The organism is Pseudonocardia sp. (genome assembly GCF_035305885.1).
Classification (GTDB): Bacteria; Actinomycetota; Actinomycetes; order Mycobacteriales; family Pseudonocardiaceae; genus Pseudonocardia.
This window is the reverse complement of sequence record NZ_DATGOP010000013.1, coordinates 15,281-40,421: the sequence shown is the minus strand read 5'-3', so window position 1 is coordinate 40,421 and position 25,141 is coordinate 15,281. Positions and strand designations below refer to the sequence as shown.

The 25,141-nt window shown below is 74.3% G+C and carries 21 protein-coding genes; 5 read left to right on the top strand and 16 right to left on the bottom strand.

Annotated features, from left to right (window positions below):
• Positions 1–364 precede the first annotated feature (364 nt).
• Positions 365–1,546 (top strand): lanthionine synthetase LanC family protein, encoded by a 1,182-nt coding sequence (locus VKZ81_RS02295; RefSeq protein WP_324239689.1) that lies wholly within the window; start codon positions 365–367, stop codon positions 1,544–1,546.
• Here VKZ81_RS02295 and VKZ81_RS02290 read toward each other — a convergent pair.
• Positions 1,543–2,412, bottom strand: a complete 870-nt coding sequence (locus VKZ81_RS02290; protein ID WP_324239688.1) for a helix-turn-helix domain-containing protein — start codon at positions 2,410–2,412, stop codon at positions 1,543–1,545. The two genes, VKZ81_RS02295 and VKZ81_RS02290, sit on opposite strands and share 4 nt — an antisense overlap.
• Positions 2,413–2,516: 104 nt before the next feature.
• On the opposite strand from VKZ81_RS02290, the gene VKZ81_RS02285 reads away from it, so the two are divergent.
• Positions 2,517–4,007, top strand: a complete 1,491-nt coding sequence (locus tag VKZ81_RS02285) for an MFS transporter (RefSeq protein ID WP_324239687.1) — start codon at positions 2,517–2,519, stop codon at positions 4,005–4,007.
• On the opposite strand, the gene VKZ81_RS02280 is transcribed toward VKZ81_RS02285, so the two are convergent.
• The 3 genes from VKZ81_RS02280 to cofC all read right to left on the bottom strand — a co-directional run bounded on the left by VKZ81_RS02280 (position 4,004) and on the right by cofC (position 8,010).
• Entirely contained in the window at positions 4,004–4,927 is a 924-nt protein-coding gene (locus tag VKZ81_RS02280; protein WP_324239686.1) for an NUDIX hydrolase, read from the bottom strand. The genes VKZ81_RS02285 and VKZ81_RS02280 overlap by 4 nt on opposite strands.
• Complete coding sequence (locus tag VKZ81_RS02275; protein ID WP_414709318.1) at positions 4,924–7,233, bottom strand: RNA degradosome polyphosphate kinase; 2,310 nt, start codon at positions 7,231–7,233, stop codon at positions 4,924–4,926. The genes VKZ81_RS02280 and VKZ81_RS02275 overlap by 4 nt, the downstream gene beginning before the upstream one ends.
• A 96-nt stretch (positions 7,234–7,329) precedes the next feature.
• Positions 7,330–8,010, bottom strand: coding sequence for a 2-phospho-L-lactate guanylyltransferase (cofC, locus tag VKZ81_RS02270; RefSeq protein ID WP_324239685.1), 681 nt, complete (start codon positions 8,008–8,010; stop codon positions 7,330–7,332).
• A 61-nt stretch (positions 8,011–8,071) separates the two neighbouring features.
• Between cofC and VKZ81_RS02265 the strand changes: the two genes are divergently transcribed.
• Genes VKZ81_RS02265 through VKZ81_RS02255 form a run of 3 tightly spaced genes read left to right on the top strand, consistent with a single transcriptional unit; the run spans position 8,072 to position 10,917 of the window.
• Positions 8,072–8,779 (top strand): lysophospholipid acyltransferase family protein, encoded by a 708-nt coding sequence (locus VKZ81_RS02265; RefSeq protein ID WP_324239684.1) that lies wholly within the window; start codon positions 8,072–8,074, stop codon positions 8,777–8,779.
• 5 nt (positions 8,780–8,784) lie between these two features.
• Entirely contained in the window at positions 8,785–9,783 is a 999-nt protein-coding gene (locus VKZ81_RS02260) for an NAD(P)H-dependent glycerol-3-phosphate dehydrogenase (protein ID WP_324239690.1), read from the top strand.
• Between the two features lie 30 nt (positions 9,784–9,813).
• Positions 9,814–10,917 carry a cystathionine gamma-lyase gene (locus VKZ81_RS02255; protein ID WP_324239683.1) on the top strand — a complete coding sequence of 368 codons (1,104 nt, stop codon included), beginning with the start codon at positions 9,814–9,816 and terminating at the stop codon, positions 10,915–10,917.
• Positions 10,918–10,931: 14 nt separating this feature from the next.
• Here VKZ81_RS02255 and VKZ81_RS02250 read toward each other — a convergent pair whose 3' ends face one another.
• The 12 genes from VKZ81_RS02250 to VKZ81_RS02195 form a co-directional block, all read right to left on the bottom strand.
• Positions 10,932–12,572, bottom strand: a complete 1,641-nt coding sequence (locus VKZ81_RS02250; protein ID WP_324239682.1) for an ABC transporter substrate-binding protein — start codon at positions 12,570–12,572, stop codon at positions 10,932–10,934.
• 16 nt (positions 12,573–12,588) lie between these two features.
• The gene (locus VKZ81_RS02245; protein ID WP_324239681.1) at positions 12,589–13,470 is read right to left on the bottom strand and encodes an ABC transporter permease; all 882 of its coding nucleotides are present in this window, start codon (positions 13,468–13,470) and stop codon (positions 12,589–12,591) included.
• An 11-nt stretch (positions 13,471–13,481) separates the two neighbouring features.
• On the bottom strand, positions 13,482–14,432 hold the full coding sequence (locus tag VKZ81_RS02240) for an ABC transporter permease (protein ID WP_324239680.1): 951 nt from the start codon (positions 14,430–14,432) through the stop codon (positions 13,482–13,484).
• Complete coding sequence (locus tag VKZ81_RS02235; protein WP_324239679.1) at positions 14,425–15,453, bottom strand: ABC transporter ATP-binding protein; 1,029 nt, start codon at positions 15,451–15,453, stop codon at positions 14,425–14,427. Before VKZ81_RS02235 ends, VKZ81_RS02240 begins: the two co-directional genes overlap by 8 nt.
• Positions 15,453–16,484, bottom strand: coding sequence for an ABC transporter ATP-binding protein (locus VKZ81_RS02230; RefSeq protein ID WP_324239678.1), 1,032 nt, complete (start codon positions 16,482–16,484; stop codon positions 15,453–15,455). The genes VKZ81_RS02235 and VKZ81_RS02230 overlap by 1 nt, the downstream gene beginning before the upstream one ends.
• Before the next feature lie 68 nt (positions 16,485–16,552).
• Entirely contained in the window at positions 16,553–17,227 is a 675-nt protein-coding gene (locus VKZ81_RS02225; RefSeq protein WP_324239677.1) for a CehA/McbA family metallohydrolase, read from the bottom strand.
• The gene (locus VKZ81_RS02220) at positions 17,224–18,009 is read right to left on the bottom strand and encodes an SDR family NAD(P)-dependent oxidoreductase (RefSeq protein WP_324239676.1); all 786 of its coding nucleotides are present in this window, start codon (positions 18,007–18,009) and stop codon (positions 17,224–17,226) included. The genes VKZ81_RS02225 and VKZ81_RS02220 overlap by 4 nt, the downstream gene beginning before the upstream one ends.
• A gap of 11 nt (positions 18,010–18,020) precedes the next feature.
• A complete protein-coding gene (locus VKZ81_RS02215) occupies positions 18,021–19,556 on the bottom strand; it encodes an MFS transporter (RefSeq protein ID WP_324239675.1) in 1,536 nt (511 codons plus the stop codon).
• Positions 19,553–20,668, bottom strand: a complete 1,116-nt coding sequence (locus VKZ81_RS02210) for an acyl-CoA dehydrogenase family protein (RefSeq protein ID WP_324239674.1) — start codon at positions 20,666–20,668, stop codon at positions 19,553–19,555. Before VKZ81_RS02210 ends, VKZ81_RS02215 begins: the two co-directional genes overlap by 4 nt.
• 9 nt (positions 20,669–20,677) lie before the next feature.
• Positions 20,678–21,556 carry an SDR family NAD(P)-dependent oxidoreductase gene (locus VKZ81_RS02205; RefSeq protein WP_324239673.1) on the bottom strand — a complete coding sequence of 293 codons (879 nt, stop codon included), beginning with the start codon at positions 21,554–21,556 and terminating at the stop codon, positions 20,678–20,680.
• The gene (locus VKZ81_RS02200) at positions 21,553–22,776 is read right to left on the bottom strand and encodes an acyl-CoA dehydrogenase family protein (protein ID WP_324239672.1); all 1,224 of its coding nucleotides are present in this window, start codon (positions 22,774–22,776) and stop codon (positions 21,553–21,555) included. Before VKZ81_RS02200 ends, VKZ81_RS02205 begins: the two co-directional genes overlap by 4 nt.
• Positions 22,776–24,989, bottom strand: coding sequence for an acetate--CoA ligase family protein (locus VKZ81_RS02195; RefSeq protein ID WP_324239671.1), 2,214 nt, complete (start codon positions 24,987–24,989; stop codon positions 22,776–22,778). Before VKZ81_RS02195 ends, VKZ81_RS02200 begins: the two co-directional genes overlap by 1 nt.
• Positions 24,990–25,141 lie beyond the last annotated feature (152 nt).

Genomic DNA, 25,141 nt, shown 5'->3' with positions numbered 1-25,141 from the left:
GCCGACAAGAAGGACGCCGACAAGAAGGACGCCGACAAGAAGGACAAGGCCAAGGCCGGCAAGGGCAAGAAGGCCAAGGCGAAGAACAACAAGAAGTAGTCCCCGCGCGGTCGTCGACACCCTAGCGGCTGAGGATCAGGGGATCAACGTCTTGTCGGATCGTTGAACGATCCTTACAGTGGGCTGGGCGGTGGCCCACCACCGAGGATCGGAGACTGCGCGATGCCGACCGAGACGTTCGCCCCAGCCGGCGCCGAGGACCTGGAGCGGCCCACGCGGACGACGGGACGGCGGTGACCGTGTCCGTCCTCCCGGTGGGCCGTTCGCACGCCGCGGTGCGGCGCGGTGGGGCGGGGCGCGGGCGGTGACCGCGCTCTCGCTCCCCGTCTCGCCGGACCTGCGGCGGCGGGCGATCACCGTCGCGATCGAGGTGGCCGACCGGCTCCGCTCCCCAGAGTCGGTCATCGCCACCGCCCGCCGGGTCCGGCGCCCGGCGGGCCACCCGGGGTGGGACGCGACGGCGCTGCCGGCAGGCCACCCCGGCATCGCGCTGGTGCACGCCACGATGTCGGTGGCCGAGCCGTCGTTCGCCGCCGCGACGCACGCCCACCTCGCCGCGGCCGCCCCCGGGCCCGCTGCCGACCTGGTGCCCGCGGTCGTGCTGCACACCAGCGTCCACGGCGGCTACCCGAAGCTCCTGCGCTCGCTCGCCCACGCGGTGGCCGAGTCGTGCGAGGAGCGGGTCGCGACGCACGCCCGGCGGGCCGAGCCGGGCGCCGACCACGGCGGGGTGCGCGGCCTCGCCGGTGTGGGCAGGCTCCTGCTCGCGCTCGGTGACGACCACTGCGGCGAGGCGCTCGACACGCTGCTGCGCCACCTCGTCTCCCGCACCCGCCCCGTCGCCGCGACCGCGCAGCCGGACGTCGGCCTCGCGAACGGCCTTGCCGCGCCGCTCGCCCTGATGGCGCTCGCCCACGACCGCGGCCACCGGGTCGAGGGCATGGCCGACGCGATGCGCGCGCTCGTCGATCCGCTGCTCCGCGCCGTCGGCGACGAGGGCGACGAGGCCCCGTCCCCGGACGCGGCCGCGAGCGCGGCCTGGTGCCGCGGCACCGCGGGCGTCGCCCGGGCCCTGCACCTCGCCGGGATCGCGCTCGGCGACGCCGAGCTGTGCGGCGCGGCGGTGCGGGCCCTGCGCGGCGTCGTGCTCCGCCCCTGGTCGCAGGCGCGTCTCGTCGGGCCGACGGTCTGCCACGGGCTGGCCGGGCTGCTGCAGGTCGTGCTGCGCGTCTCCGAGCACGACCCCGACCCGGTGCTGCGCGCCGCGGCGGGCGTGCTCGCGCAGCGCCTGCTGTACTCGTTCGACCGGACCGCCCCCTTCGGCTTCCGGCACGCGTACCGGACCCGCGCGGGCCGCTTCGTCGCCGCGGACGAGCCGGGGCTGCTCACCGGCGCGGCGGGCGTGGCCCTCGCGCTCGCGACGTTCGCCCACCACCCGGGCACCGTCGGCCCGGACGTCTGGGACGCGCCGCTGCTGCTCAGCTAGCGCCGGCGCGCCGCGGGCTCCCGGTCCGGATGGCTCTGCTGGGCCAGGATGCGCAGGGCGTCGGCGGAGCCGGGGTCGTTCGGGGTGTAGATCTCCAGCCGGACGTCCGGGCTGTCGGGCTGGAGCCAGACGTGGTAGGTCACCTCGACCGGCCCGACGGTCGGGTGCTGCAGCTCCATCGTGCCCGTGGTGCAGTCGGCCACCACGCCGCTGGCCCACATCGCGGCGAACTCGTCGCTGCGCATCGAGAGCTCGCCGATCAGCTCGGCCAGCCGCGCGTCCGTGGGGTGGCGGCCCGCGGTGAGCCGCAGGTGGGCGACGTGGGCGAGCGCCACCTCCGCCCAGTTGCGGTACAGGTCGCGGGCGAGCGGGTCCAGGAAGAGCATGCGGGTGATCGACGGCCGCTGCGCCGGGTGCCCCGGCGCGCCGAACGGGACGTGCTCGGCCCGCAGCGCGTGGCCGGTGCGGTTCCAGGCGAGCACGTCGCCGCGCCTGCCGAGCACGATCGCGGGCGTCGCGTCCGCGATCGCGTCCAGCAGCGCGAGGACGTGCGGGGCGGGTTCCTCCGGCGGCGGTTCGGCGAGCCGGCGCGCGGCGGGCCGGCGGGCGAGGTTGTGCAGGTGGACGGTCTCGATCTCGTCGAGCCGCAGCGCGCGGGCCAGCGCGTCGAGGACCTGCGGGGAGGCGGTCTCGGCCTGCCCCTGCTCCAGGCGCGTGTAGTAGCCCGCGCTCACCCCGGCGAGCAGGGCGAGCTCCTCCCGGCGCAGGCCGGGCACCCTGCGCACCGCGCCGTGGGTGCGCAGGCCGACGTCGGCGGGCGTGACGCGGTCGCGCCGGCTCTTCAGGAACGCGCCGAGGCTCTCCACCCGGCCGAGGTTATGCGCGGCGGGCGCCCCGCCGGGTACCCCTGCTGGGTCTACCCACGGCACGGGGCTGGTCGGCCGCCGTGCGCAGGCGCAGCGTCGCCGTCATGCCACGACAGCACGCGCATGACGCCCCCGGCCTGCGGGCTTGGCTCGGGCTCCTGGTGGTCCTCGGGCCCGTCCTGCTGGTCTCGATGGACGGGTCGATCCTGTTCCTGGCGATGCCCCGGATCAGCCAGGCGCTCGCCCCGACGGCCGACCAGGCCCTGTGGATCCTCGACGTCTACGGCTTCGCCGTCGGTTCGCTGCTCATCGCCTTCGGCTCCATCGGCGACCGGTACGGCCGGCGCAAGCTCCTCACGATCGGCGCGACCGTGTTCGGCGTCGGCTCGGCCGCGGCGGCGTTCGCGCCGACCGCGGAGCTGCTCATCGCCGCCCGCGCCCTGATGGGGATCGCGGGCGCGACGCTGCTGCCGTCGGCGCTCGCCGTGCTGAGCGAGCTCTTCGCCGACCCGCGGCGCCGGGCGCAGGCCATCGGCATCTTCGCCGCGGCGTTCGCGGCCGGGTTCGCCATCGGCCCGATCCTCGGCGGCGTCCTGCTGCAGCGGTTCTGGTGGGGCTCGGTCTTCCTGGTCAACCTCCCGGTCATCGCCGTGTTCCTGCTCCTCGCGCCGGTCCTGCTCCGCGAGGTCCGCGCCACCCGCCCCGGCCGGGTCGACGCCGCGAGCGTGGTGGCCTCCGCGGCCGGTCTCCTGCTCGCGGTCCACGCCCTCAAGCACGTCGCCGCCGAGGGCGTCTCGGCCACCGCGGTCGGTTCCGGGGCCGCGGGCGTGGTGCTGCTCGCATGGTTCGCCCGGCGGCAGCAGCGTCTCGAACACCCCTTGGTGGACTTCTCCCTCTTCCGCGACCGCGTCTTCACCGTGGCGATCATCACCGGCCTGGTTCCGCTGGCCGCCTGGTCGGCGACGGCGTACCTGTCGGGGGTCTACCTCCAGTCGGTGCTCGGCCTGCCGGTCCTCGCCGCCGCGCTGCTCGCCCTGCCCGGCGCGGTGGTGCTCACCACCACCTGCATCGTCACCCCGGCCGTCGTCGACCGGGTCGGGAAGCGCGCCGCGCTCGTCGGCTGCCACCTGTCCATCGCCGCCGGCCTGCTGGCGCTGCTGCCCACCGCCACCACCGGCGGCGTCGGCTGGTACGTGGCGTCCACGGCGATCGCGGGCGTCGGGTACGGCATCTCCTTCTCGCTGGTCGCCGACACCGCCGTCGGCGCCGTACCGGTCGAGCGGGCGGGCTCGGCGGGCGCGATCGCCGAGACCAGCAACGAGATCGGCAACGCGCTGGGAATCGCGCTCCTGGGCTCGCTCGCCGCCCTGCTGTTCCGGCTCACCGGGCCCGGCCTCGCCCCGACCCTGGACGGGACGCTCCAACTGCCCGACCTCGCGCCCGCGCTCGCCGACGGGGCGAAGGGTGCGTTCGTGACCGGGTTGCACGCCGTCGCCGCGGTGGCGGGCGTCGTCCACCTCGTCCTCGGCGGCCTGGCCCTGCGGTGGATCCCCGGCGCGCGGCCCGCGCCCGCCGTCGAGGCGGCGGCGCGCTAGCCGGTGGGGGTGTCGTAGTAGTCGGCCGTGCGCAGCGTGGCGCCGGGGCCGAACGTGAGCAGCCAGGTGCTGCCCTTCCTGGCCGGCACGCCGTCCTGGTCCACGCCGGTGAGCCCCGCCGCGCCGGCGAGGGTCTCGACCACGTGCGGGATCACCCCGCCCTGGCTGCACACGACCGTGACCCCGGCGACCCTCGCCAGCTCACGGATGCGCGCGAGGCCCGCCGCCGGGTCCTCCCGGTAGCCGACCTCGCCGAGCAGGGGCTCGTCGGCGACCGGCAGCGCCAGCCGTTCGGCCAGCGGGGCCACGGTGTCGCGGCAGCGCACCGGAGGGGCGGACACCAGGCGGTCGGGGCCGAACAGCCCGAGCAGCCGGTCGAGTTGCTGCGCCTGCTCCCGGCCCGAGCCGGAGAGCGGGCGCAGGGCGTCGTCGCCGTCCCACTGGTCGCGGCTGCCCGCCTTGGCGTGCCGGACGAGCGCGATCACCGAGAACGGCGGGCCGGTCCGCGTGAACCGCGCCAGGAGGTCGCGGTCGTGTGCGTAGGACAGCAGCTCGGTGGCCCGGTCGGGCGGGAGCCAGCGCAGCTCGTCGGTCTCCTCGCCCGGCGTGAACCCGCCGCCGCGCGCCTCGGCCGCCCAGTACCGCACGACCTTGCCGCCGGCCGCGACGGCGTAGCGGACGTCGCCGAGCAGCGGGCCGAGCCGCGCCGACTGCCCGGTCTCCTCGGCGATCTCGCGGACCGCGGCGAAGGGCATCGTCTCGCCCGCGTCGAGCTTGCCCTTCGGGAACGACCAGTCGTCGTACCTGGGCCGGTGCACGACGGCGACCTCGACCCCGCCGGACGCCGCTCTTCGCCACAGCACGGCCCCGGCTGCGAGCACGTCGGCGGTGGGTGTGGCGACGACGCGGGGCGCCGTCACTCCGCCTCCGTGGCCGACCCGGAGGCGTGGCGGAGCATCATCTCGGCCTGGTGGTCGCGCACGTGCGTGATCCCCGAGTCGGGGGGCGGCGACGGCTCCCAGGGACCGTCCGGGCTCAGCGTCCAGCACCGGGTGGCCGGGTCGAGCGCGGAGTCGAGCACGTCGCCCAGTTGCTTGGCCAGGCGCGGGTCCTGCACGCGCAGCAGCACCTCGACCCGCCGGTCGAGGTTGCGGTGCATCATGTCGGCGCTGCCGATCCAGTACTCGTCGGCCGCGGCGAAGTGGAAGATCCGCGAGTGCTCGAGGAACCGGCCGAGGATCGAGCGCACGCGGATGTTCTCCGACAGCCCCGGCCGGCCGGGGCGCAGCGCGCAGATGCTGCGCACCACGATGTCGACCGGCACGCCCGCCTGCGACGCCCGGTACAGCGCGTCGATCACCTGCTCGTCGACCAGCGAGTTGACCTTGATGCGGATGCCCGCCGCGCGGCCCTCCCGCTTGGCCTCGATCTCGTCCTCGATGCGCCGCACGATGCCGCGCCGCACGCCGTAGGGCGCGACGAGCAGGCTGCGGTAGGAGGTCTGGCGGGAGTAGCCGGTGAGCGAGTTGAACAGGTCGGTGAGGTCCGCGCCGATCGTCGGGTCGGCGGTGAGCACGCCGATGTCCTCGTAGAGCCGGGCGGTCTTCGGGTTGTAGTTGCCGGTGCCGATGTGGCAGTAGCGGCGGATCGTCGAGCCCTCCTGGCGTACGACGAGCGAGGTCTTGCAGTGGGTCTTGAGACCCACGAGCCCGTAGACGACGTGGACGCCCGCCTTCTCCAGCTCGCGGGCCCAGCGGATGTTGGCCTGCTCGTCGAAGCGCGCCTTGATCTCGACGAGCGCGACGACCTGCTTGCCCGCCGCGGCGGCGTCGATGAGGGCGTCGACGATCGGCGAGTCGCCCGAGGTGCGGTAGAGCGTCTGCTTGATCGCGAGCACGTTCGGGTCGGACGCCGCCTGCTCGATGAACCGCTGCACGCTCGTGGAGAACGAGTCGTACGGGTGGTGCACCAGCACGTCGCCCTCCCGCAGCGTGGCGAACACGCTGCGCGGGGTCTCCCGGTCGGCGAAGGCGGGGTGGGTGGCGGGCACCCACGGCTCGTCCTTGAGATCGGGCCGGTCGACCGCGTGCACGGCCCACAGCGCGGTGAGGTCGAGCAGGCCGGGCACGGTGACCACGTCGTGCGGGTCGACGTCGAGCTCGCGCAGCAGCAGCTCCAGCACGTGGTCGCTCATCGTGTCGGTGACCTCGAGGCGCACCGGTGGGCCGAACCGGCGGCGCGCGAGCTCGCGTTCGAGCGACTGCAGGAGGTCCTCGTCGCGGTCCTCCTCGACCTCGAGGTCGGCGTTGCGGGTGACCCGGAACGCGTGCACCTCGGCCACCTCGACCCCGGTGAACAGCTCGCCGAGGTGGGCGGAGATCAGGTCCTCGATGGGCAGGAACGTGACGGTGTCGTCGTCGGTGTCGACCCGCACCAGCCGCGGCACGTTGTCGGGCACCTTCACGCGGGCGAAGCGTTCGGTGCGACCGTCCGGGTCGCGGACGGTGACGGCCAGGTTGAGCGACAGCCCCGAGATGTACGGGAAGGGGTGCGCCGGGTCCACCGCGAGCGGCGTGAGCACCGGGAACACCTGGGCGGAGAAGTACGCCGACAGCCGCGCCCGCTGGTCGTCGGTGAGGTCCGCCCAGCGCAGGATGCGGATCCCCTCCGCCTCCAGCTCGGGCCGCACGTGGTCGAGGAACACCCGCGCGTGCGCCACCTGGATCGCCTGCGTGCGCGCGGAGATGCGGGCCAGCTGCTCGCGGGGGGACAGGCCGTCGGCGCTGCGCACGGCGAGCCCGGTCTCGTCGCGGCGCTTCAGGCCGGCGACGCGGACCATGTAGAACTCGTCGAGGTTCGAGGCGAAGATCGCCAGGAACTTCGCCCGCTCCAGCAGCGGCTGGCTGGGGTCCTCGGCCAGGGCGAGCACCCGCGCGTTGAAGTCCAGCCAGGACAGTTCGCGGTTGAAGTAGCGGTCCTCGGGCAGCTCGGAGACCGGGGCGCGGGTGCGGGCGGGCGGGCTCACCGGCACCGCGGCCTCCGACGGCGCGTTCGACGTGCGGGCCGCGCCACCCGAGGGCGCCGCCGGGGCGGCGACGGCGTTCGCCGGGGTGCCCGCCGGGCTGACGCGGCGCCGCGACGGTCGGGGTGCGCCGCGGCCCGTGCGGGCCCGCCGGGCACCGTCACCCGCGCCGTTCGCCTGCTTCCTGCGCGCGTCCTCAGCCACGGGACGATTGTTCCGCACCGGGCGGGTGATGTGTTCGTGACCGGGGCGGATTTCGAGGTGAACGCTCGGTGACGAACCGGGTGGCGCGATCCCCTCTCAGCAGCCCGGGATCAGGGCCAGCGCGCAGGCGGTGTGCTCGCCGAGACCGAGGGTGGTCGCCTCGCGCAGGTCGGCGGCGGTGTCGACGTCGCGGCGCAGGCCCGGCCACTCCCCGGCGAGGCGGAGCGCCCCGGACGCCTGGTGCTCGCGCGCGGAGCCCTCCCCGAACCTCGGGGCGAGCGGTTCGAGGGGAGCGGCGAGCAGGAACGTGGTGCCGGTGCCCTCGGTGTCGGGGACGAAGGCCCGCCGCGCCCCGCCCGCGAACAGCGCGAGCGCCGCGGCGATGGCGTCGTCGAGCTCCTCCGGGCGCAGAGCGGGCAGGTCGGCCTGCAGCGCGCCGACCGCCGCGGCGGGGTCGCGTTCGCGCAGGATCGCGGCGCCGCGCTCGTAGGCCGGGTTGAGGCCGGGCACCGGGCCGTCCGGCGCCACGTCGATGCCGAAGACGCCCAGCTCGGCCGCGACGACCGGGTCGGAGCTGACCACCAGCAGGTGCCGCACGGCGCGGGCGGCGCGCACGGCGTCGACCGTGTCGCGCAGCAGCGCCATGGCCAGCCGCGCATGGGCGCGGGGTTCGCCGATGCCGCCGTCGGCGGCACCGCGCAGCCGCGACTTCGCCTTGGCCAGCGGCTTGACGGGGACGACGAGATCCACCCTCGCCCGGTCGTCGATCGAGGTCACCTCTCCATCGTGCCCGACCCCGTGGTGGACCTCCGCCACCGAGGCAGGAACACTCTGGGTCGTGGTCAAGCGTGAGAAGGGCGGATTCTGGATCGCCTTCGCGGCGGTGTTCGTGTATCCGCTGGGCTGGCTGCTCTCCCGCGCCCGCTACGAGGGCAGGGAGCACTTACCGGCCACAGGCGGCGCCCTCTTCGTCGCCAACCACATCTCCCACCTCGACCCGATCTACAGCGCGCTGTTCGTGCACACCGCGCGCCGGGTCCCGCGCTTCCTGGCCAAGCACAGCCTGTGGAACATCCCGGTGCTGCGGGCCGTGCTGAACGGCAGCGGGCAGATCCCCGTCTTCCGCGAGTCGGCCGACGCCCAGCAGAGCCTCGAGCACGGCGCGCGGGCGCTGCGGGAGGGCAAGGTCGTCGTGATCTACCCCGAGGGCACGATCACCCGCGATCCGGACGGCTGGCCGATGGCCGCGCGCACCGGCGTCGCCCGGCTCGCGCTCGCCACCGACGTTCCGGTGCTCCCCGCCGTGCACTGGGGCACCCGCGATGTGCTCGACAAGTACAACCGCAAGTTCCGCCCGTTGCCGCGCAAGAAGGTCGTGGTGCGCTGCGGGCCGCCCGTGGACCTGTCGGCCTACCGGGGCCGTCCCGTCGACGCGGAGCTGCTGCGCGAGGTCACCGACCTGATCATGGTCCGGATCCGCGACCTCCTCGCCGAGGTGCGGGGCGAGCAGGCCCCCGAGGAGTTCTACAGGAGGACCGCCTCGTGACGACGGTGCGTCGCGTCGCCGTGCTCGGTGCCGGCTCGTGGGGCACCACGTTCGCCAAGGTGCTGGCCGACGCAGGCCGCGAGGTGAAGCTGTGGGCGCGCCGCCCCGAGATCGCCGCCGCGATCAACGAGCAGCACGCCAACCCCGACTACCTGCCCGGCATCGTGCTGCCCACGCTGCTCACGGCCACCCCGGACCCGGCGGAGGCGCTCGACGGCGCCGACGCCGTGGTGTTCGCGGTGCCGTCGCAGACGCTGCGGGAGAACCTCGAGCGGTGGCGCGACCTGCTGCCGCGCGGACGGACGCTGGTGAGCCTCGCCAAGGGCGTGGAGCTGGGCACGCTGATGCGCATGAGCGAGGTGATCTGCGAGGTCGCCGACGTGCCCCCGGACCAGGTGGCCGTCGTGTCCGGCCCGAACCTCGCCCGGGAGATCGCCGCCGAGGAGCCGACCGCCACCGTGATCGCCTGCACCGACCACGACCGCGCGGTCGAGCTGCAGCAGGCCTGCACCACCGGCTACTTCCGCTCCTACACCAACACCGACGTCATCGGCTGCGAGCTGGGCGGGGCGTGCAAGAACGTCATCGCGCTCGCCTGCGGCATCGCCGCCGGGATGGGTTTCGGCGACAACACCAGGGCGTCGCTCATCACCCGCGGGCTCGCCGAGACCGCCCGGCTGGGCACGGCGCTCGGGGCCGACCCGCTGACGTTCGCCGGGCTGGCCGGGCTCGGCGACCTCGTGGCCACCTGCTCGTCCCCGCTGTCGCGCAACCGGACCTTCGGCGAGCACCTCGGCCGCGGTGAGTCGCTCGCCCAGGCCGAGGCGGCCAACCACGGGCAGGTCGCGGAGGGGGTGAAGAGCTGCAAGTCGATCTGCGCGCTCGGCGAGCGGACGGGCGTGGAGCTGCCGATCGCCGACGCGGTGCGCCGGGTCTGCCACGAGGGCCTCTCGGCGGCGGAGATGGGCAAGGAGCTGATCAGCCGGGCGCCCCGCCCCGAGTGACGCCCCGCGGCGCGACGTAGGGTGCCTCGCGTGATCGGGGACGGCACGCGGTGCGTGCACGGCGGGCACGCACCGGGCGAGACCGGGGCTCCGATGCACCCGGGGCCGGTGCTGTCGTCGACGTTCCACCTCGGGCTGCCGTCGGAGCCGACGCCCACCGACTTCTACGGCCGCTCCGACAACCCCACCTGGCGGGCGCTCGAGGCCGCCATCGGCGAGCTCGACGGCGGCGAGTGCGTGGTCTTCGCCTCCGGGATGGCGGCCATCGCCGCCGTGCTGCGCCTCGCCGCCCCTGACGGGGCGCTCGTGCTGCCCTCCGACGGCTACTACCTGGCGCGCTCGCTCGCGCATTCCGAGATCGCGCCGCTGGGCGTCGAGGTCCGCGAGACGCCGACGGCGGCGCCGTTGCCGCCGCTGGACGGGGCCGCGCTCGTGCTGGTCGAGACGCCGTCCAACCCCGGGCTCGACGTCGTCGACATCGCCGCGGCCGCGGCGGCCGCCCACGAAGCGGGCGCTCTGCTCGCCGTCGACAACACCACCGCGACCCCGCTCGGCCAGCGGCCGCTCGAGCTCGGCGCCGACCTGGTGATCGCCTCCGACACCAAGGCGCTCGCCGGGCACGGCGACGTCGTGCTCGGCCACGTCAGCGCCCGCGACCCCGAGCTGGTGGCGAGGTTGCGGGAGGCGCGCTCGCGCGGCGGCGCCGTCCCCGGCCCGATGGAGGCGTGGCTCGCCCACCGCGGCCTCGCCACGCTCGACCTGCGGCTCGCCCGTCAGGCCGAGAACGCCGCGGCGCTCGTCGGGGTGCTGCGCGACCACCCCGCCGTCACCGACGTCCGCTGGCCGGGCGACCCGGCCGACCCGGCGCACGCGGTGGCGTCACGGCAGATGCGGCGCTGGAACGGCGTGCTGCGGTTCACGCTCGCCTCGGAGGCGGCCGTCGAGGCCTTCCTCGGCGCGTCGCGACTGGTCGGATCAGCCACCAGCTTCGGCGGGCTGCGCAGCACCGTCGACCGCCGTCGGCGCTGGGGCGACGACGTCGCACCCGGCCTGCTGCGCTTCTCGGCCGGGTGCGAGGACCCGTCGGACCTGGTCGCCGACGTGCGCGCCGCCCTGGACGCGATCACCCGCTGACCACGGGCGGCCGCTCACTCCCGTCCCGGCGCCTCCGGGCCCAGCCACATGCGGGCCTGGTGCCGGGTCCCGTAGTCCGGGTGCGGGAAGACGTCGTGCACGTACGGCGCGTAGATGGACAGGCCGTCGTAGACGTAGAGCGGCACCGGGTTGGACACGTTCTCGATGATGTAGCGCTGGATGTCGTGCAGCTGCCGCTCGCGGGCGGCCCGGTCGAGCTCGCCGCGCTGCCGGAGGATCATCTGGTCGAGCGCCGGGTCGGCGATGCCGTACCAGTTGCGGGGGCCGTCGGAGGTCCACTCGCCGGACAGGTACTCGTCGGCCGAGAGCATCGGGGTCTGCAGGCCGTAGCCCATGTCGTAGTTCTTGCCGGCGAAGCTCTCGGTGAAGTACGTGGCGTAGTCCTGCACGACGAGCTCGACCTGGATGCCGACCTTCGCGAGGTCCTGCTGCACCCACTGCGCCTCGCGCACGACGTTCTCGCCGTAGCCGTCCGTGATGATCATCTTGGTGGAGAAGCCCTGCGGGTACCCGGCCTCGGCCAGCAGCCGGCGCGCCTGCTCGGGGTCGTGCGGCTGCAGCCGCGTCACCTCCTCCGCGGGGAGCCCGCCGAACAGCGTGGGGGTGACGGCGGCCGTCGGACTGCCGCCCGCCCGGATCGAGTCGATCATCCCCTGCCGGTCGATCGCGAGCGCGACGGCGCGGCGCACCCGCAGGTCGTCGAACGGCGCGCGTTCCTGGTTCATGTACACCCGCGTCTGCGTGAGGCCCTGCTCGCGGAACAGCACCGCCTCGGGGTTCTCGTCGAGGATGCGCTGGGCCTGCCGGGTGTCGAGCGTGAGCGCGCTGAGGTAGTCGGTCTGCCCGGTGCGGAACGCGGCGATGGCGGCGGCCTGGTCGGGCACGATCGAGATCTCGATGCGATCGATGTAGGGCTGGCCCTCGACGTAGTAGTCGGGGTGCGCGGTGAGCACCCGTTCCCGGTCGCGTTCCCAGCGCTCCAGGACGTACGGCCCGGTGCCGATCGCGGTGGTGGCGAGGTCGAACTCCCCGCGGGTGCCCTCGCACGGCAGCATCCACATGAAGTGCCCGGCGAGGTTCGTGTCGAACTCGGCGTACGGCTCGGTGAGGTGGAAGACGACGGTGTACGGGTCGGGCGCGGTGACGTCCTGCACCATCGCGAGCTGGCTGACCTGGTGGCCGGGCAGCTCGCGGATGCGCTGCACCGTGCAGAGGACGTCCTGCGCGGTGAACTCGCGCCCGTTCACCGGCGCCACGTCGTGGAACCGCACGCCGCGGCGCAGGTGGAAGGTCCAGGTGCGCCCGTCGGGGGAGGGCTCCCAGCTCTCCGCCAGGTCGCCCTCCAGCTCCGGGGCGCCGTAGGGGATGTCGGGCCCGGTACGGAAGTCGACGAGCTTGCTGTAGGTCGAGCCGATCGCGATGTGGGTGTTGAACGACGACTGGCTGTGCGGGTCGAGCGAGCGGGCGTCGGACGGCAGCGCGTAGCGGAAGACGCCGCCGGGCTGGGCCGGCCCGGCATCCTGCCGGGGGCGGCGGGCCTCGAGGCCGCCGCCGTCGCCGCCGGGCGCGCTGAAGCAGGCCGATCCGAGGAGTGCGACGAGCACGAGCGCGGTCGCGAGCCGGAACGAGCGCATGGGGACCCCCGGGTTGTCAGCGGGACTGCTTCGGGTCGAAGACGTCGCGCAGCGCGTCACCGAGCAGGTTGAACGCGAGCACGGCCACGGTGAGCGCGCCCCCGGGGAACACGACCATCCACGGGGCGATCTCCATGTATCGGGAGCCGTCGCTCAGCATGGCGCCCCACGACGGGGTGGGCGGCGGGGTGCCGATGCCGAGGAAGCTCAGCGCGGACTCCGCGATGATCACGATCGCGAACATCAGGCTGGTGACCACGAGGATCGGCGCCAGCAGGTTGGGCAGCCCGTGCCGGCGCAGGATGCGCCACGTGCTGCAGCCGGCGGCGCGGGCCGACTCGACGTAGAGCTCCTCGCGGATGCGCAGCATCTCCCCGCGCGCCACGCGGTTGAACGAGGGCACGACGAGCAGGCTGAGCGCGATCACCGTGTTGCGGATGCTCGGGCCGAGCAGCGCGGCCACGAACAGCAGCAGCACGATGCCCGGGATCGCCATCAGCGTGTCCATGACGCGCTGCAGCAGCGTGTCGACCCAGCCGCCCGCGAAGTACCCCGACACCACGCCGATCGCGACCCCGAGCGCGCCGCCGACCGCCAGGGTGCACACCGCGACCAGCAGAGATGTCCGCGCGCCGTGGAGCACACGGCTGAAGATGTCGCGGCCGAGGTCGTCGGTGCCCATCAGGTAGGCCCCGCCGGGGACCTGGAGGAAATCGGCGCGGTTCTGGGCCGTGGGGTCGAACGGCGCGATGACGGGCGCGAGCGCCGCGGCCACCACGAGCAGCACGATCACGAGACCCGCGGCGACGCCGAGCGGCTGGCGGCGCAGCACGCGCAGCGCCCGCCGAGTGCCGACCGTCCGCCGAGGGAGCGGGGCCGATGCCGCGATGTCGCTCATCGTGGCCTCCTCTACGCGTACCGGATCCGGGGGTCGATCACGCCGTACAGCACGTCGACCACGAGGTTGACCAGGATGAACACCGCGCCGTACACGACGACGCAGCCGAGCACGACGGGGTAGTCGCGCAGCTGGACGGACTCGAAGATGAGCATCCCCATCCCGGGGATCGCGAAGATCGACTCGAGGATGACGGTGCCGCCGAGGATGTGCCCGACCTGCAGGCCGATGAGGCTGAAGACCGGCACCAGCGAGTTGCGCACGGCGTGGGTGAGGAGCACGGTCCGCTCCGGTGCGCCCTTCGCCCGCACCGTGCGGATGAACGGCGAGCGCAGCACCTCCAGCATCGAGGAGCGCAGCATGCGGGCGATCGCGGCCATGCCGGTCACGCCGAGCGCGATCGCGGGCAGCGCCATGTGCACGAGGTTGGAGCCGAGGTCCTCGGCCGGCGTGCGGTACACCAGCGGCGGCGACCACGAGAACCACAGGGCGAGGTAGGTGACGAGCAGCAGGCCCAGCCAGAAGTTCGGGATCGACAGGCCCGCCACCGACACCGCGCGCAGCCCCTGGTCGAGCCAGCTGTTCTGGCGCACGGCCGACAGCAGCCCGAGCGGTACGCCGAGCACGACGCTCACCAGCAGCGCCATGACCCCCAGCTGCAGCGTGGTGGGCAGCCGCTCCGCGATGAGCGCCGTGACCGGCTCGCCGCTCTGGAACGACGTGCCGAAGTCGCCGGTGACCGCGTCGGCGACGAAGCGCCCGAGCTGCGTCAGCAGCGGTTGGTCGAGGCCGAGCTGCGCGGCGCGCTGGGCGATCTGCTCCGGGCCCACGCCGGGTGCGTCGGCGAGCTGCAGGCGCACGACGTCGCCGGGGATCAGCCGCAGCGTCAGGAACACGAAGACGGTGACGAGCGCGACGACGAGCACCCCGTAGAGCCCGCGGCGGACGACGTACTCAAGCACCGCGGGCCTCCCCGACGAGGTGGCAGGACGCCGTCCGGCCCGGTCCCGCCGCGACGGGAACCGGGACGACGGAGGTGCACCGGTCGAACGCGTACGGGCAGCGGGGGTGGAAGTGGCAGCCGGGTGGTGGATCGCTCGGGCTCGGCGTCTCCCCGCGGACGACACCTCGGCGGCGCCGCACACCGCTGCGCGGGTCGGCCGCGATCGCGGCGGCGAGGCTCTGCGTGTACGGGTGGCGGGGGTCGGCGAGCAGCTGGTCGGCGGGGCCCTGCTCGACGATCCGGCCCAGGTACATCACGCACACCCGGTCGGACACGTAGCGGACGACGTTCAGGTCGTGCGCGATGAACAGGTACGCGAGGTCCAGCTCGGCCTGCAGCCGGCGCAGCAGGTTGAGCACCTGCGCCTGCACCGAGACGTCGAGGGCGCTGACCGCCTCGTCGCAGACGAGCAGCCGCGGGTCGGTGGACAGCGCCCTGGCGATGGCGATCCGCTGGGCCTGCCCGCCGGAGAACTGGTGCGGGTAGCGGTCCAGGTCGCCCGCCGAGAGCCCGACCAGCTCCAGCAGCTCGCCCGCCCGCCGCCGGGCCTCGCGGCCGGTCGAGATGCCCTGCGCCTCCAGCGGCTCGGTGATCACCGAGCAGACCGTCATGCGCGGGTCGAACGAGCTCACCGGGTCCTGGAAGACGATCGACATCCGGCGCCGCAGCGGAACGAGTTCCTTGGCCGGCAGGTGGGCGATCTCGCGGCCCGCGAACCGGATGCTCCCGCTCGTCGGCTCCAGCAGCCGCAGCACGAGCCGGGCGACGGTCGACTTGCCGGACCCGGACTCGCCGACCAGCCCGACGGTCTCACCGGGGGCGATCCGGAACGACACACCGTCGACCGCCCGGACGTGCCCGATCGTGCGCCGCAGGATGCCGCGGGTGATCGGGAAGTGCTTGACGAGATCGGTGACCTCCAGCAGGTCCTCGTCCGGTGGGGCGCCGGTGGGCAGCGCTCGGGCTGCGGGTGACGACATCAGGCCCCCTTCCCGGTGGCGACGGGCACCGCCGTGCCCGAGCGGTGCCGAAGGCACCGGGCCGCGCGCGCCCCGGACAGGGGGTAGAGCTGCGGCTCGTCGCGCGCGCACTCGTCCCACGCCATCGCGCACCGGGTGTGGAACCGGCAGCCCGGTGGCATCGCCCGGGGCGGCGGGACCGCGCCTGGGATGGCGGCGAGCGGCTCGGCGCGATCGGTCTCCCGCCCGGGCACGGCTTCCAGGAGCGCCGCGGTGTACGGGTGCTGCGGGTCGCGCAGCACGTCGGCCGCGGGACCGTGCTCGACGACCTGCCCGGCGTAGAACACGATCACGCGGTCGGCGGTCTCGGCCACGACTCCCATGTCGTGGGTCACCAGCAGCATCGCCGTGCGGTACTCGGCCTGCAGCTCGCGGAGCAGCTCGAGGATCTGCGCCTCGACCGTCACGTCGAGCGCCGTGGTGGGCTCGTCGGCGATGAGCAGCCGGGGCGAGCAGGCCAGCGCGATCGCGATCATCACCCGCTGCCGTTGGCCCCCGGAGAGCTGGTGCGGGTAGGAGTCCAGCCTGCGGCGCGGGTCGGGCATGCCGACCCGCGCCAGCAGCTCGACGGCCCGCTCCCGTGCGGCGCGCTTGCTCATCCGGCTGTGCAGCCGCAGCGCCTCGACGATCTGGTGCCCGACGCTGTAGAGGGGGTCGAGCGACGTCATCGGGTCCTGGAAGATCATCGCGATCTCGTTGCCCCGGATCCGGCGTAGCGCGCGGCGGTCGAGCCCGGTGAGGTCGGTGCCGTCCCACAGCACCCGGCCGCGGCTGATCCGCCCGCCGTCGAGCAGCTGGAGCACGGCGAGCGCCGTGACGGTCTTGCCCGAGCCGGATTCGCCCACCACCGCGACGGTCTCCTGCGCCCCGACGGTGAGGCCCACCCCGGTGACCGCCTCGACCGGGCCGTCCGGGGTGTCGAACTCGACGTGGAGGTCCTCGACCTCGAGCAGCGGAGCCACGGATCGCGGGGTCGGCACGGTGGCGGGCATGCGGCCTCCTCGTTGGGGCGCAGTGCGCTCGCAGCGCTGCGAGCGGCCAAAACCACTAGAATCCTGCTCTAGAATCGGTCTCGATCGTGCGGTACGTCACGGCGCGTGTCAAGGCTCGGGAAGCGCCGTGCGTGCGGGCGGAGCTCGCCGACGACGCGTCCGGCCGCGAGGCGCTCGAGGAAGTCCGCGGGGCCGTCGAACTCCGGCATCTCGACGTACGCGGCGCCCACCCCGGGCCCGTCGTGGGCGTCGGATCCCGCGGTGGCGGGCAGGTCGTGCCGGGCGGCCAGCGCGGCGGCCGCCGCGTTGTGCGCCGCGTCGGCGACCTTGGCGTTGAACACCTCCACGAAGTCCACCCGGCCGGCCGCGCAGAGCCCGTCGGCCACGGCGCCGGTGCCGGCCCGCGCCGGGTCACAGGGGTGCGGGAGGCCGACGAGCCCGCCCTGGGCCCGGATCCGGGCCACCACCTGCGGCAGCGGGAGGACGTACGGGATGCGCTCGGTGAGGAACAGGCCGAGCACCTCACCGTCGGGCGTCCGGATCTCCTCGCCGACCTCGATGCGCACGCCGAGGTCCCGCCCGCGCGCGGCGACGGCCGCGGAGATCTCGTGGTGGTCGGTCACGAACACCACGTCGATGCCCTCGCCACGCGCGCGGTCGGCCAGCTCCTCCAGCCCGAGCACCGAGTCGCCCGACGCGACCGTGTGGACGTGGCAGTCGACGCGCACCCACCCCGGCCTCATGACGGGACGGCGATGCCGAGCTCGGTGAGCAGGTCCTGGGAGTAGGCGATCCGGCCGGTCAGGAGCGGGTCGGTCGGCCGGCACAGCGCGAGCGCGGCCTCCGCCATCACCGCCTGGGGCTCGGACGCCGGGTCGTCGGGGGTGGTGAGGTGGTGGTGCAGCGTGCCGGGGGTGGGCACCACGCGGTTCGGCGAGAGCGCGTTGACCGCCACGCCGTCGGCGTGCACCTCGGCCGCCAGCCCGGTGCTGAACCGCTCGACCGCCGCCTTGCACATCCCGTAGACCGTCCCGCCGCGACCGGGGCGCGTCGGCGGCGGGTGGATCGCCGCCCGCGAGGAGACGTTGAGGATCGCGCCGCCGCCCCGCGCGCGCATGCCCGGCAGCACGCGCCGGGCCAGATCGAACGGCGCGGTCACCTGCACCTCGAACATCAGCGCGAAGCGCTTGTCGGAGAACTCGGCGACCGGTGCGAACCAGGTGACCGCCGCGTTGTTGACCAGGATGTCGACCGGTCCGAGCTCGGCTTCGACCCGCTCGACGAGCGCGGCGCGGTCCTCGGGACGGGACAGGTCCGCGCGGACGGCGAGCGCCCGCCCACCGGCGTCCTCGATGGCCCCGGCCGTTTCGGCGATCGTGCCCGCGAAGCGCGACTCGCCCGGTGCCGCGGTGCGCGCGGACACCGCGACGGCCGCTCCCTCGGCCGCGAGCCGGCGCGCGATGGCCGCCCCGATGCCCCGGCTGGCGCCGGTGACGAGCGCGACCCGTCCGTCGAGCACTCCCATGTGCGGTCCTCCTACTCGGATGCCGGACGTTCCGGAACGCCACGTCGCTGTCGTGCAGGTTCCAGAAGGTGGCCTCCCTGAACCCCTGGCTGTGCCACCCGCCGCCCCACCAGCGACGTCAGCACGCACAGCGCCGCCGTCACCGCCATCACCCCGAACGCCCAGCGGTAGCCGGTGATCAGCCCGTCGAGGCCGGACGGGTCGACCCGGGCGAGCGAGCCGTCGAGCACGTGTCCGCGCAGGGCGGGCGGCAACGGGAGGCTGATCAGCGTGAGCGTCACGGCGGTGCTGACCACCACCCCGGAGCTCTGCGCCATCAGGCGCACGCCGTTGACGATCCCCAGCCGTTCGGAGCGGACGCCCTGCAGCATCGCCGTGCTGTTGGCCGGGATGAACGCTCCCGAGCCGAGCCCGATCACCACGACCGCGGCGATGAGCAGCGCGTACGGCGTGTCGACGTCCACCACCACCAGCAGCAGCACCAGCCCGGCCAGCGAGACCGACGAGGCGACCGCCGCCATGGTCCGCGCCCGCACCCAGCGCATCAGCGTTCCCGCCCCCGGTGCGGACACGATCGAGGCCACCGCGAGCGGCAGCACCTTCAGGCCTGCCTCGCTGGGCGTGTCCCCCTGGACGGCCTGGAAGTACAGGCCCATGAGCAGCACCACGGCGAAGCGCGACATCGCGCCGAGGAACCCGGCGAGCACCCCGACGCCCACCACCGGCACGCGGAACAGCCGCACGTCCACCACCGGGTGCGCGACGCGCAACTCCACGACGAGGAACGCCGGCAGCGCGACGGCGAATGCGACGAGGCCGCCGACCACCACCGGATCCGTCCAGCCGGCGGTGCCGCCTTGCGAGAGCGCCGTGAGCAGGCCGCCGAGTCCGAGCACCACGAGCACGTTGCCCACCGGGTCCAGCCGCAGCGGCTCGCCCGAGCGCGGCACCCGTTCCATCACCCGCAGGCCCCACAGCAGGCAGACGACGCCGACCGGCACGTTCAACAGCAGCGTCCAGCGCCAGCCGAGCTCGCTGGTGACCAGCCCGCCCACGGTGGGGCCGAGCATCTGCGCCAACGAGAACGACGCCATGTAGATGCCGAGGCCCTGCCCGAGGAGCCGCTGCGGGAACGCGGCCGTGACCAGGGCCGCGCTGTTCGTGATGAGCATGGCCGCGCCCGTCGCCTGCGCCACGCGGCACGCGATGAGCAGCCCGACGTCCGGTGCCGCCCCCGCGACCAGGCTCGCCGTCGTGAACAGGGCGATGCCGGTGAGGTACATCGTCCGCCGGCCCAGCACGTCGGCCATGCGCCCGAAGAAGACCATCAGCGTGACGTGCGTGAGCTGGAACGACAGCAGGATCCAGCTCGCCGCGACCGGGCCGGCGTCGAGCCCGTCGACGATCGCCGGGAGCGCGATGTTGAGCGAGCTCACGTTGACCCCGGTCATCAGCGACGCCAGGCAGACCACGGACAGCAGCCGCCACGCGTACCGGGTGCGCTCGTCCGGCGGCGCGCCCGACCCGGGCCCGGCGGACCCGGTCACACCCCGATCGCGTCAGCCAGCCGCGCACGGTGCCAGCTCGGGTCGCCGAGCCACAGCCTCGTGGCCTCGGCGCGCTTCAGGTGCAGGTGCGCGTCGTGCTCCCAGGTGAACCCGATGCCGCCGTGGATCTGGATGTTCTCCGCGGCCGCGGCGAAGTAGGCGTCGGAGCAGTACGCCTTGGCGAGGCTCGCGACGGCCGGCACCTCGGCGGACCCCGCGGCCACCGCCCACGCCCCGTAGTAGGCCGCCGCCCGTGCCGACTCGACCTTGAGCATCACGTCGGCCGCCTTGTGCTTGACGGCCTGGAACGAGCCGATCACGCGGCCGAACTGGACGCGCTGCTTGGCGTAGTCCACCGCCATGTCCAGCGCGGCCTGCGCGCCGCCGACCTGTTCCAGCGCGAGCGCGACCGCGGCCTTGTGCAGCGTCTGCTGGACCGTGTCGCCGGCGGCGCCGTCCGCACCGACGAGCCGGCCGACCGCCCCGTCGAGCTCCACGCGGGCGAGCGGGCGGGTCTGGTCCAGCGTCGGCCGCGCCGTGCGGGTGACACCGGGGGAGGCGCCGTCCACGGCGAACAGCGAGAGGCCCGCGTCGGTACGGGCCACCACGAGCAGGAGCCCGGCGAGCGCGCCGTCGGGCACGTAGTCCTTGACGCCGTGCAGCGCCCAGCCCTGGCCCGTCGGCTGTGCGGTGGCGGTCGTGGCGTCCAGCTCCCAGCGCCCGCCGCCCTCGGTGACGGCGAGGGTGGCGATGGTCGAGCCGTCCGCGATGCCGGGTAGCAGGTCCTTCGCCGCCTCGTCGTCGCCGGCGTCGAGCACGGCCGACACCGCGAGGACGGCGGTGGAGAGGAACGGTCCGGGCAGCACCGCGCGGCCCATCTCCTCGGCCACCACCGCGAGCTCGACGAAACCCGCTCCGCTCCCGCCGTGTTCCTCGGGGACCAGCAGCCCCTGCAGGCCCAGCTCGGTGGCCATCCGGTGCCACAGCGCCGGGTCGTGCGCGTCGGGGGTCTCCATCAGGGTGCGCACCTTCGAGGGCGGCACCTCGTTCTCCAGGAACCGGCGCACGGCGCGGCGCAGGTCCTCCTGCTCGGTGTCGAACACGAGCTGCATGGGTGGCTCCTAGCGGACGGCGGGTTTGAAGACGCGTTCGACCATGTCGGCGAGCCGGTCGGGCTGCCACGGCCCGTCGGAGACGATGTGGCGGATCGGCTCCGGCTTGTTCATCAGGTGCACCTCGTAACCGCGCGCGCCGATCACCTGCCCGGTGAGCCAGTCCGACGCGGTGCTCGCCAGGTAGGCGACGATCGGTGCGACGTTGTCCGGCGAGCGCTCGTCGTCGGCCGCGGACGTGCCGCGTCGGCGCTCGGTGGGGATCGACGCGGTCATCCGCGTGGCCGCGCCGGGGGAGATCGCGTTCGCCGTGACCCCGTACTTCGCCAGCGCGTTCGCGCAGGAGTACGTGAGCCCGACGATGCCCATCTTCGCGGCGGCGTAGTTCGGCTGGCCGGGGGCGCCGTACAGGCCGGACACCGACGTGAAGTTGATCAGCCGGTAGTGCCCCTCCGGGTTGCGCTGCTCGCGCCAGTACGCGGCGGCCGGTTTCGTCGTGGAGAAGTGCCCCTTGAGGTGGACGCGGATGACGTCGTCCCACTCCTGCTCGGACAGGTTGAAGATCATCCGATCGCGCAGGATGCCGGCCACGTTGACCAGCACGTCCAGCGATCCGAACTTCTCCACCGCGGTACGGACGAGGCGCTCACCGACCTCCGGGTCGGAGACGTCGCCGCCGTCGGACACGGCCGTGCCGCCCGCGTCGGCGATCTGCTGGGCCACCGTCGCCGCGGGCCCGGTGTCGGCGCCGCTGCCGTCCAGCTCCACCCCCAGGTCGTTGACGACGACGGCGGCGCCCTCGGCGGCGAGCAGCCGGGCGATCCCCGCCCCGATGCCCCGTCCGGCCCCGGTGACGACGGCGACCCGCCCCTCGAGCCGCCCGCTCACCGCGCCACCCCGGCCGGCTCGCGCGGCAGGCCCAACGCCCGTTCCGCGATGATGTTGCGCTGGATCTCGCTGGTGCCGGAGTAGATCGTCCCGGCCCGGCTGGCGAGGAAAACGCCCTGCCAGTGGCTGGTCCGGTAGCCCTCGCCGTCCGGCCGCACCAGCGCCTCCGCGCCCAGCAGCTCCGCCGCGATCTCGCCGACGCGCCGTTCGTACTCGCTCCAGAACAGCTTCGACACCGACGCCTCGGGCCCCGGCTCGCGGCCCTCAGCGAGCTGCGCCATCAGGCGCATGCCCTGGTAGCGCATGATCTCGACGTGCGTGTAGCACCAGGCGAGCTCCTGGCGCACCACGGGGTCGCGGTCACGGCCCTGCCGCCGCGCCAGCTCGACCAGCTCCTCGAACTGGCGGCGGTAGCGCAGGTGGGCGATGGTGGCGCTGCCGCCGCGTTCGTGCCCGAGCGTCGTCATAGCGACCCGCCAGCCGCCACCCAGCCCCCCGATGACGTTGAACAGCGGGGCCCGGGCGCCGTCGATGAACTCCTCCCCGAACTCCGCGGACCCGGTCAGCTGCTTGAGCGGCCGCGCGTCGATGTTGTTGTCGCGCATCGGGAGCAGGACGTAGGAGAGGCCCTTGTGCTTGGGCGCATCCGGGTCCGTCCGGCACAGGACGAAGATCATGTTCGCCCGGTAGAACCCGGACGTCCACACCTTCTGCCCGGTCACCACGATCTCGTCACCGACGACGACGCCGCGGGTCTGCACGCCCCCGAGGTCGGATCCGTGCTCCGGCTCGGAGAAGCCCTGGCAGTAGACGTCCTCGGCGGTGATGATCCGGGGCAGGAAGTGCTTCTGCTGCTCCTCGGTGCCGTGCACCATGATCGACGGGCCGACCATGTTCTCGCCGAACCCCCGGCGGACGCGGGGCAGGCCCGCGCGCGCCAGCTCCTCGCTGAAGATCGCGTTCTGCACCGGCGTGAGCCCCCGGCCGCCGAAGCGCTTGGGCCATTGGGGGCAGATCCACCCGCCTTCCAGCAGGCGCCGGTCCCACTCCGCGTAGCGGGGGTCGGCCTCCGCGCGCTGCCACGCCGCGCGGTCGCCGCCGGTCATCGGCGGGGACGTCCAGTCGACCAGCTCGGCGAGCCCGGCGGGGGCGTTGCGGGCGATCCAGTCGCGGACCTCCGCCCGGAAGGCGGCGGCCTCCGGCCCCAGGTCGAGTTCCATCAGTTCCTCCCAGTCACCACGAGCACGTCGAGCGCCTCGACGTCGCTCCCGTCGACGCGCAGCGGGTTGATCTCCAGCGTTCGCAGGGCCGGCCCGAGCCGGGTCGCGGCGGCGGCGATCGCCGTGACGACCCCGGCCACGCGGTCGAGGTCGACGGGGCGGGCGCCGCGCGCACCGGTGAGCACGGCCGCCCCGCGCAGCTCGCCGAGCATCCGGCGCACCTGCGCCTCGTCCACCGGGAGCAGGCGCAGCGCGACGTCGTGCAGCACCTCGACGAACACCCCGCCGAGGCCGACGGCGAGCACGGGACCGAACGACGGGTCGACGGTGACGCCGACGAAGAGCTCCGTCGCCCGGGGGCGCATCGGGCTCACCAGCACGCCGTCGACGGCCGCCGTCGCCGCGCGCCCGGCCGCGAGGACCCGCGCGAACGCGGCCCGCACCTGGTCGGCTCCCGCGGCTCCCGAACTCCCGACGTCGAGCGCGACGCCGCCGATGTCGCTCTTGTGGGCGATCTCCGCGGAGCAGACCTTGAGGGCGACCGGGCCGCCGAACCGCTCGGCGGCGGCGACCGCCGCGTCCGCGTCCGTCACCAGCTCGGCCGGCACGAGCGGCACCCCGGCGGCCGCGAGCAGCTCGCGGCCGCGGGCCTCCGACCACGGCCCGTCGGGCGTCCCGGCGGGCGGGCTCGGCGCGGCCGGTGCGCGGACCGGTGGTGGGCCCTGTCGGGTCTCGTGCCAGCGCAGCGCGTTCCCGACGGCCCTGAGCCCGAACTCGATGCCGCCGAGGGCGTGCAGCCCGTGGGCGTCCAGCAGGGACTGGGCGTAGGGCGAGAGGTCGGTGCAGGTGGCGGTGAAGTTGACGATCGGGACCGGGGAACGGTCGCGCGTCGCCGCGATCGCGGCCAGCCGCCGCTCGATCACCGACGGGTCGGGAGGTGGGGCGGCCGGCAGGGACACCATGTTGAACACGAAGTCGACGCCGGGGTCCTCGACCACCGCGTCCAGGGCGACGTCGCCGAGCCCGGCCTGCGCCGACCCGCGCTCGGCGAGGATCACGCCGGTGACGTCGAGCGGGTTCTGGGCGGCCGCGAACGGCGGCAACGCCGCGCGCAGCCGCTCGGTGGTCGACGCGGCGAACTCCGGGATCGCGATGCCCTCGTCGGTGCTGCGGTCGGCGATGATGTCGCAGGCCCCGCCGGACGCGGTGACCACGCCCATCCGCCGCCCGCGCGGCACCTGACCCGAGCCGAAGAGCCCGCACGTCACCAGCAGCTCCTCCAGGCTGTCGACCCGGATCACGCCGTACTGGCGGAACGCGGCGCCCACCACGGCGTCGTCGCCCGCCACGGCGCCGGTGTGCGCGAGCGCGGTGCGCTGCCCGGCCTCGGTGCGGCCGACCTTGAGCGCGACGATCGGCTTGCCGACCGCGAGCGCCGCCGCGGCGAGCTCGACGAACCGCGGTGCGTCCCGCACCGACTCGAGGAAGAGCCCGATCACGCGGCAGTCGTCGTCGGCGATCAGGTGCTCGACCACGTCCGCCGTGGTGATCACGGCCTCGTTGCCCATCGAGGTCAACAGGCTGATGCCCACCTGGTGGACCCGGGCGAACGCGAGGACGTTGCTGGTCAGGGCGCCGCTCTGGAGCACGATGCCCACCGGTCCGCGGCGCAGGGGCGGCACGATCCCGAGCCCGAACGGCGCCACCGAGCTCGCGGCGTTGACGAAGCCGAGGCAGTTGGGACCCAGCAGCGTGATGTCGAGCTCGACGGCGCGCCGCACGAGCCGCTGCTCGAGCGCGCGGCCCTCCGCGCCACCGCCGTCGCCGTAGCCGGAGGCGAGCACGATCGCGTTGCGGATGCCGGCTGCGGCGGCGTCCTCGAGGACCCCCTCGACGGCGTGCGTCGGCGCGAGGACGTAGGCCAGATCCACCGGCTCGTCCAGCGCGCGCAGGCTCGGGACGGTCGGCAGGTCGAACGCGGTGGGGCGGCTCGGGTGGACCATGCGCAGCGGGCCGGTGAACCCGACCGTGCGCAGGCTGTCGACGATGAACCGGCCCCAGCCGGACGCGTCGGACGCCCCGACGAGCGCCACGCTGCGCGGCCGGAAGAACTCCCGCAGCCGGTCCGGGGTGGCGAGCCTCCTGCGTGCGGCGTCGAGGCCGGGGGCGTCGAGGTCGGGGGTCTCGTCGTCGAGCGTCGCGGATCGCGCCATCGCGTCCTCCCGGACCGATCTGGATCGGAATCCTAGAACTGGATTCGACTATGGGCGCCGGCTGCGTCGCATGTCAACGGCTTGACACGCAGGCGGCTCCCGGGAACTCTGTCCTAGAACCGCGTTCCAAGACCGTGTGCGGGAGGGCAGCG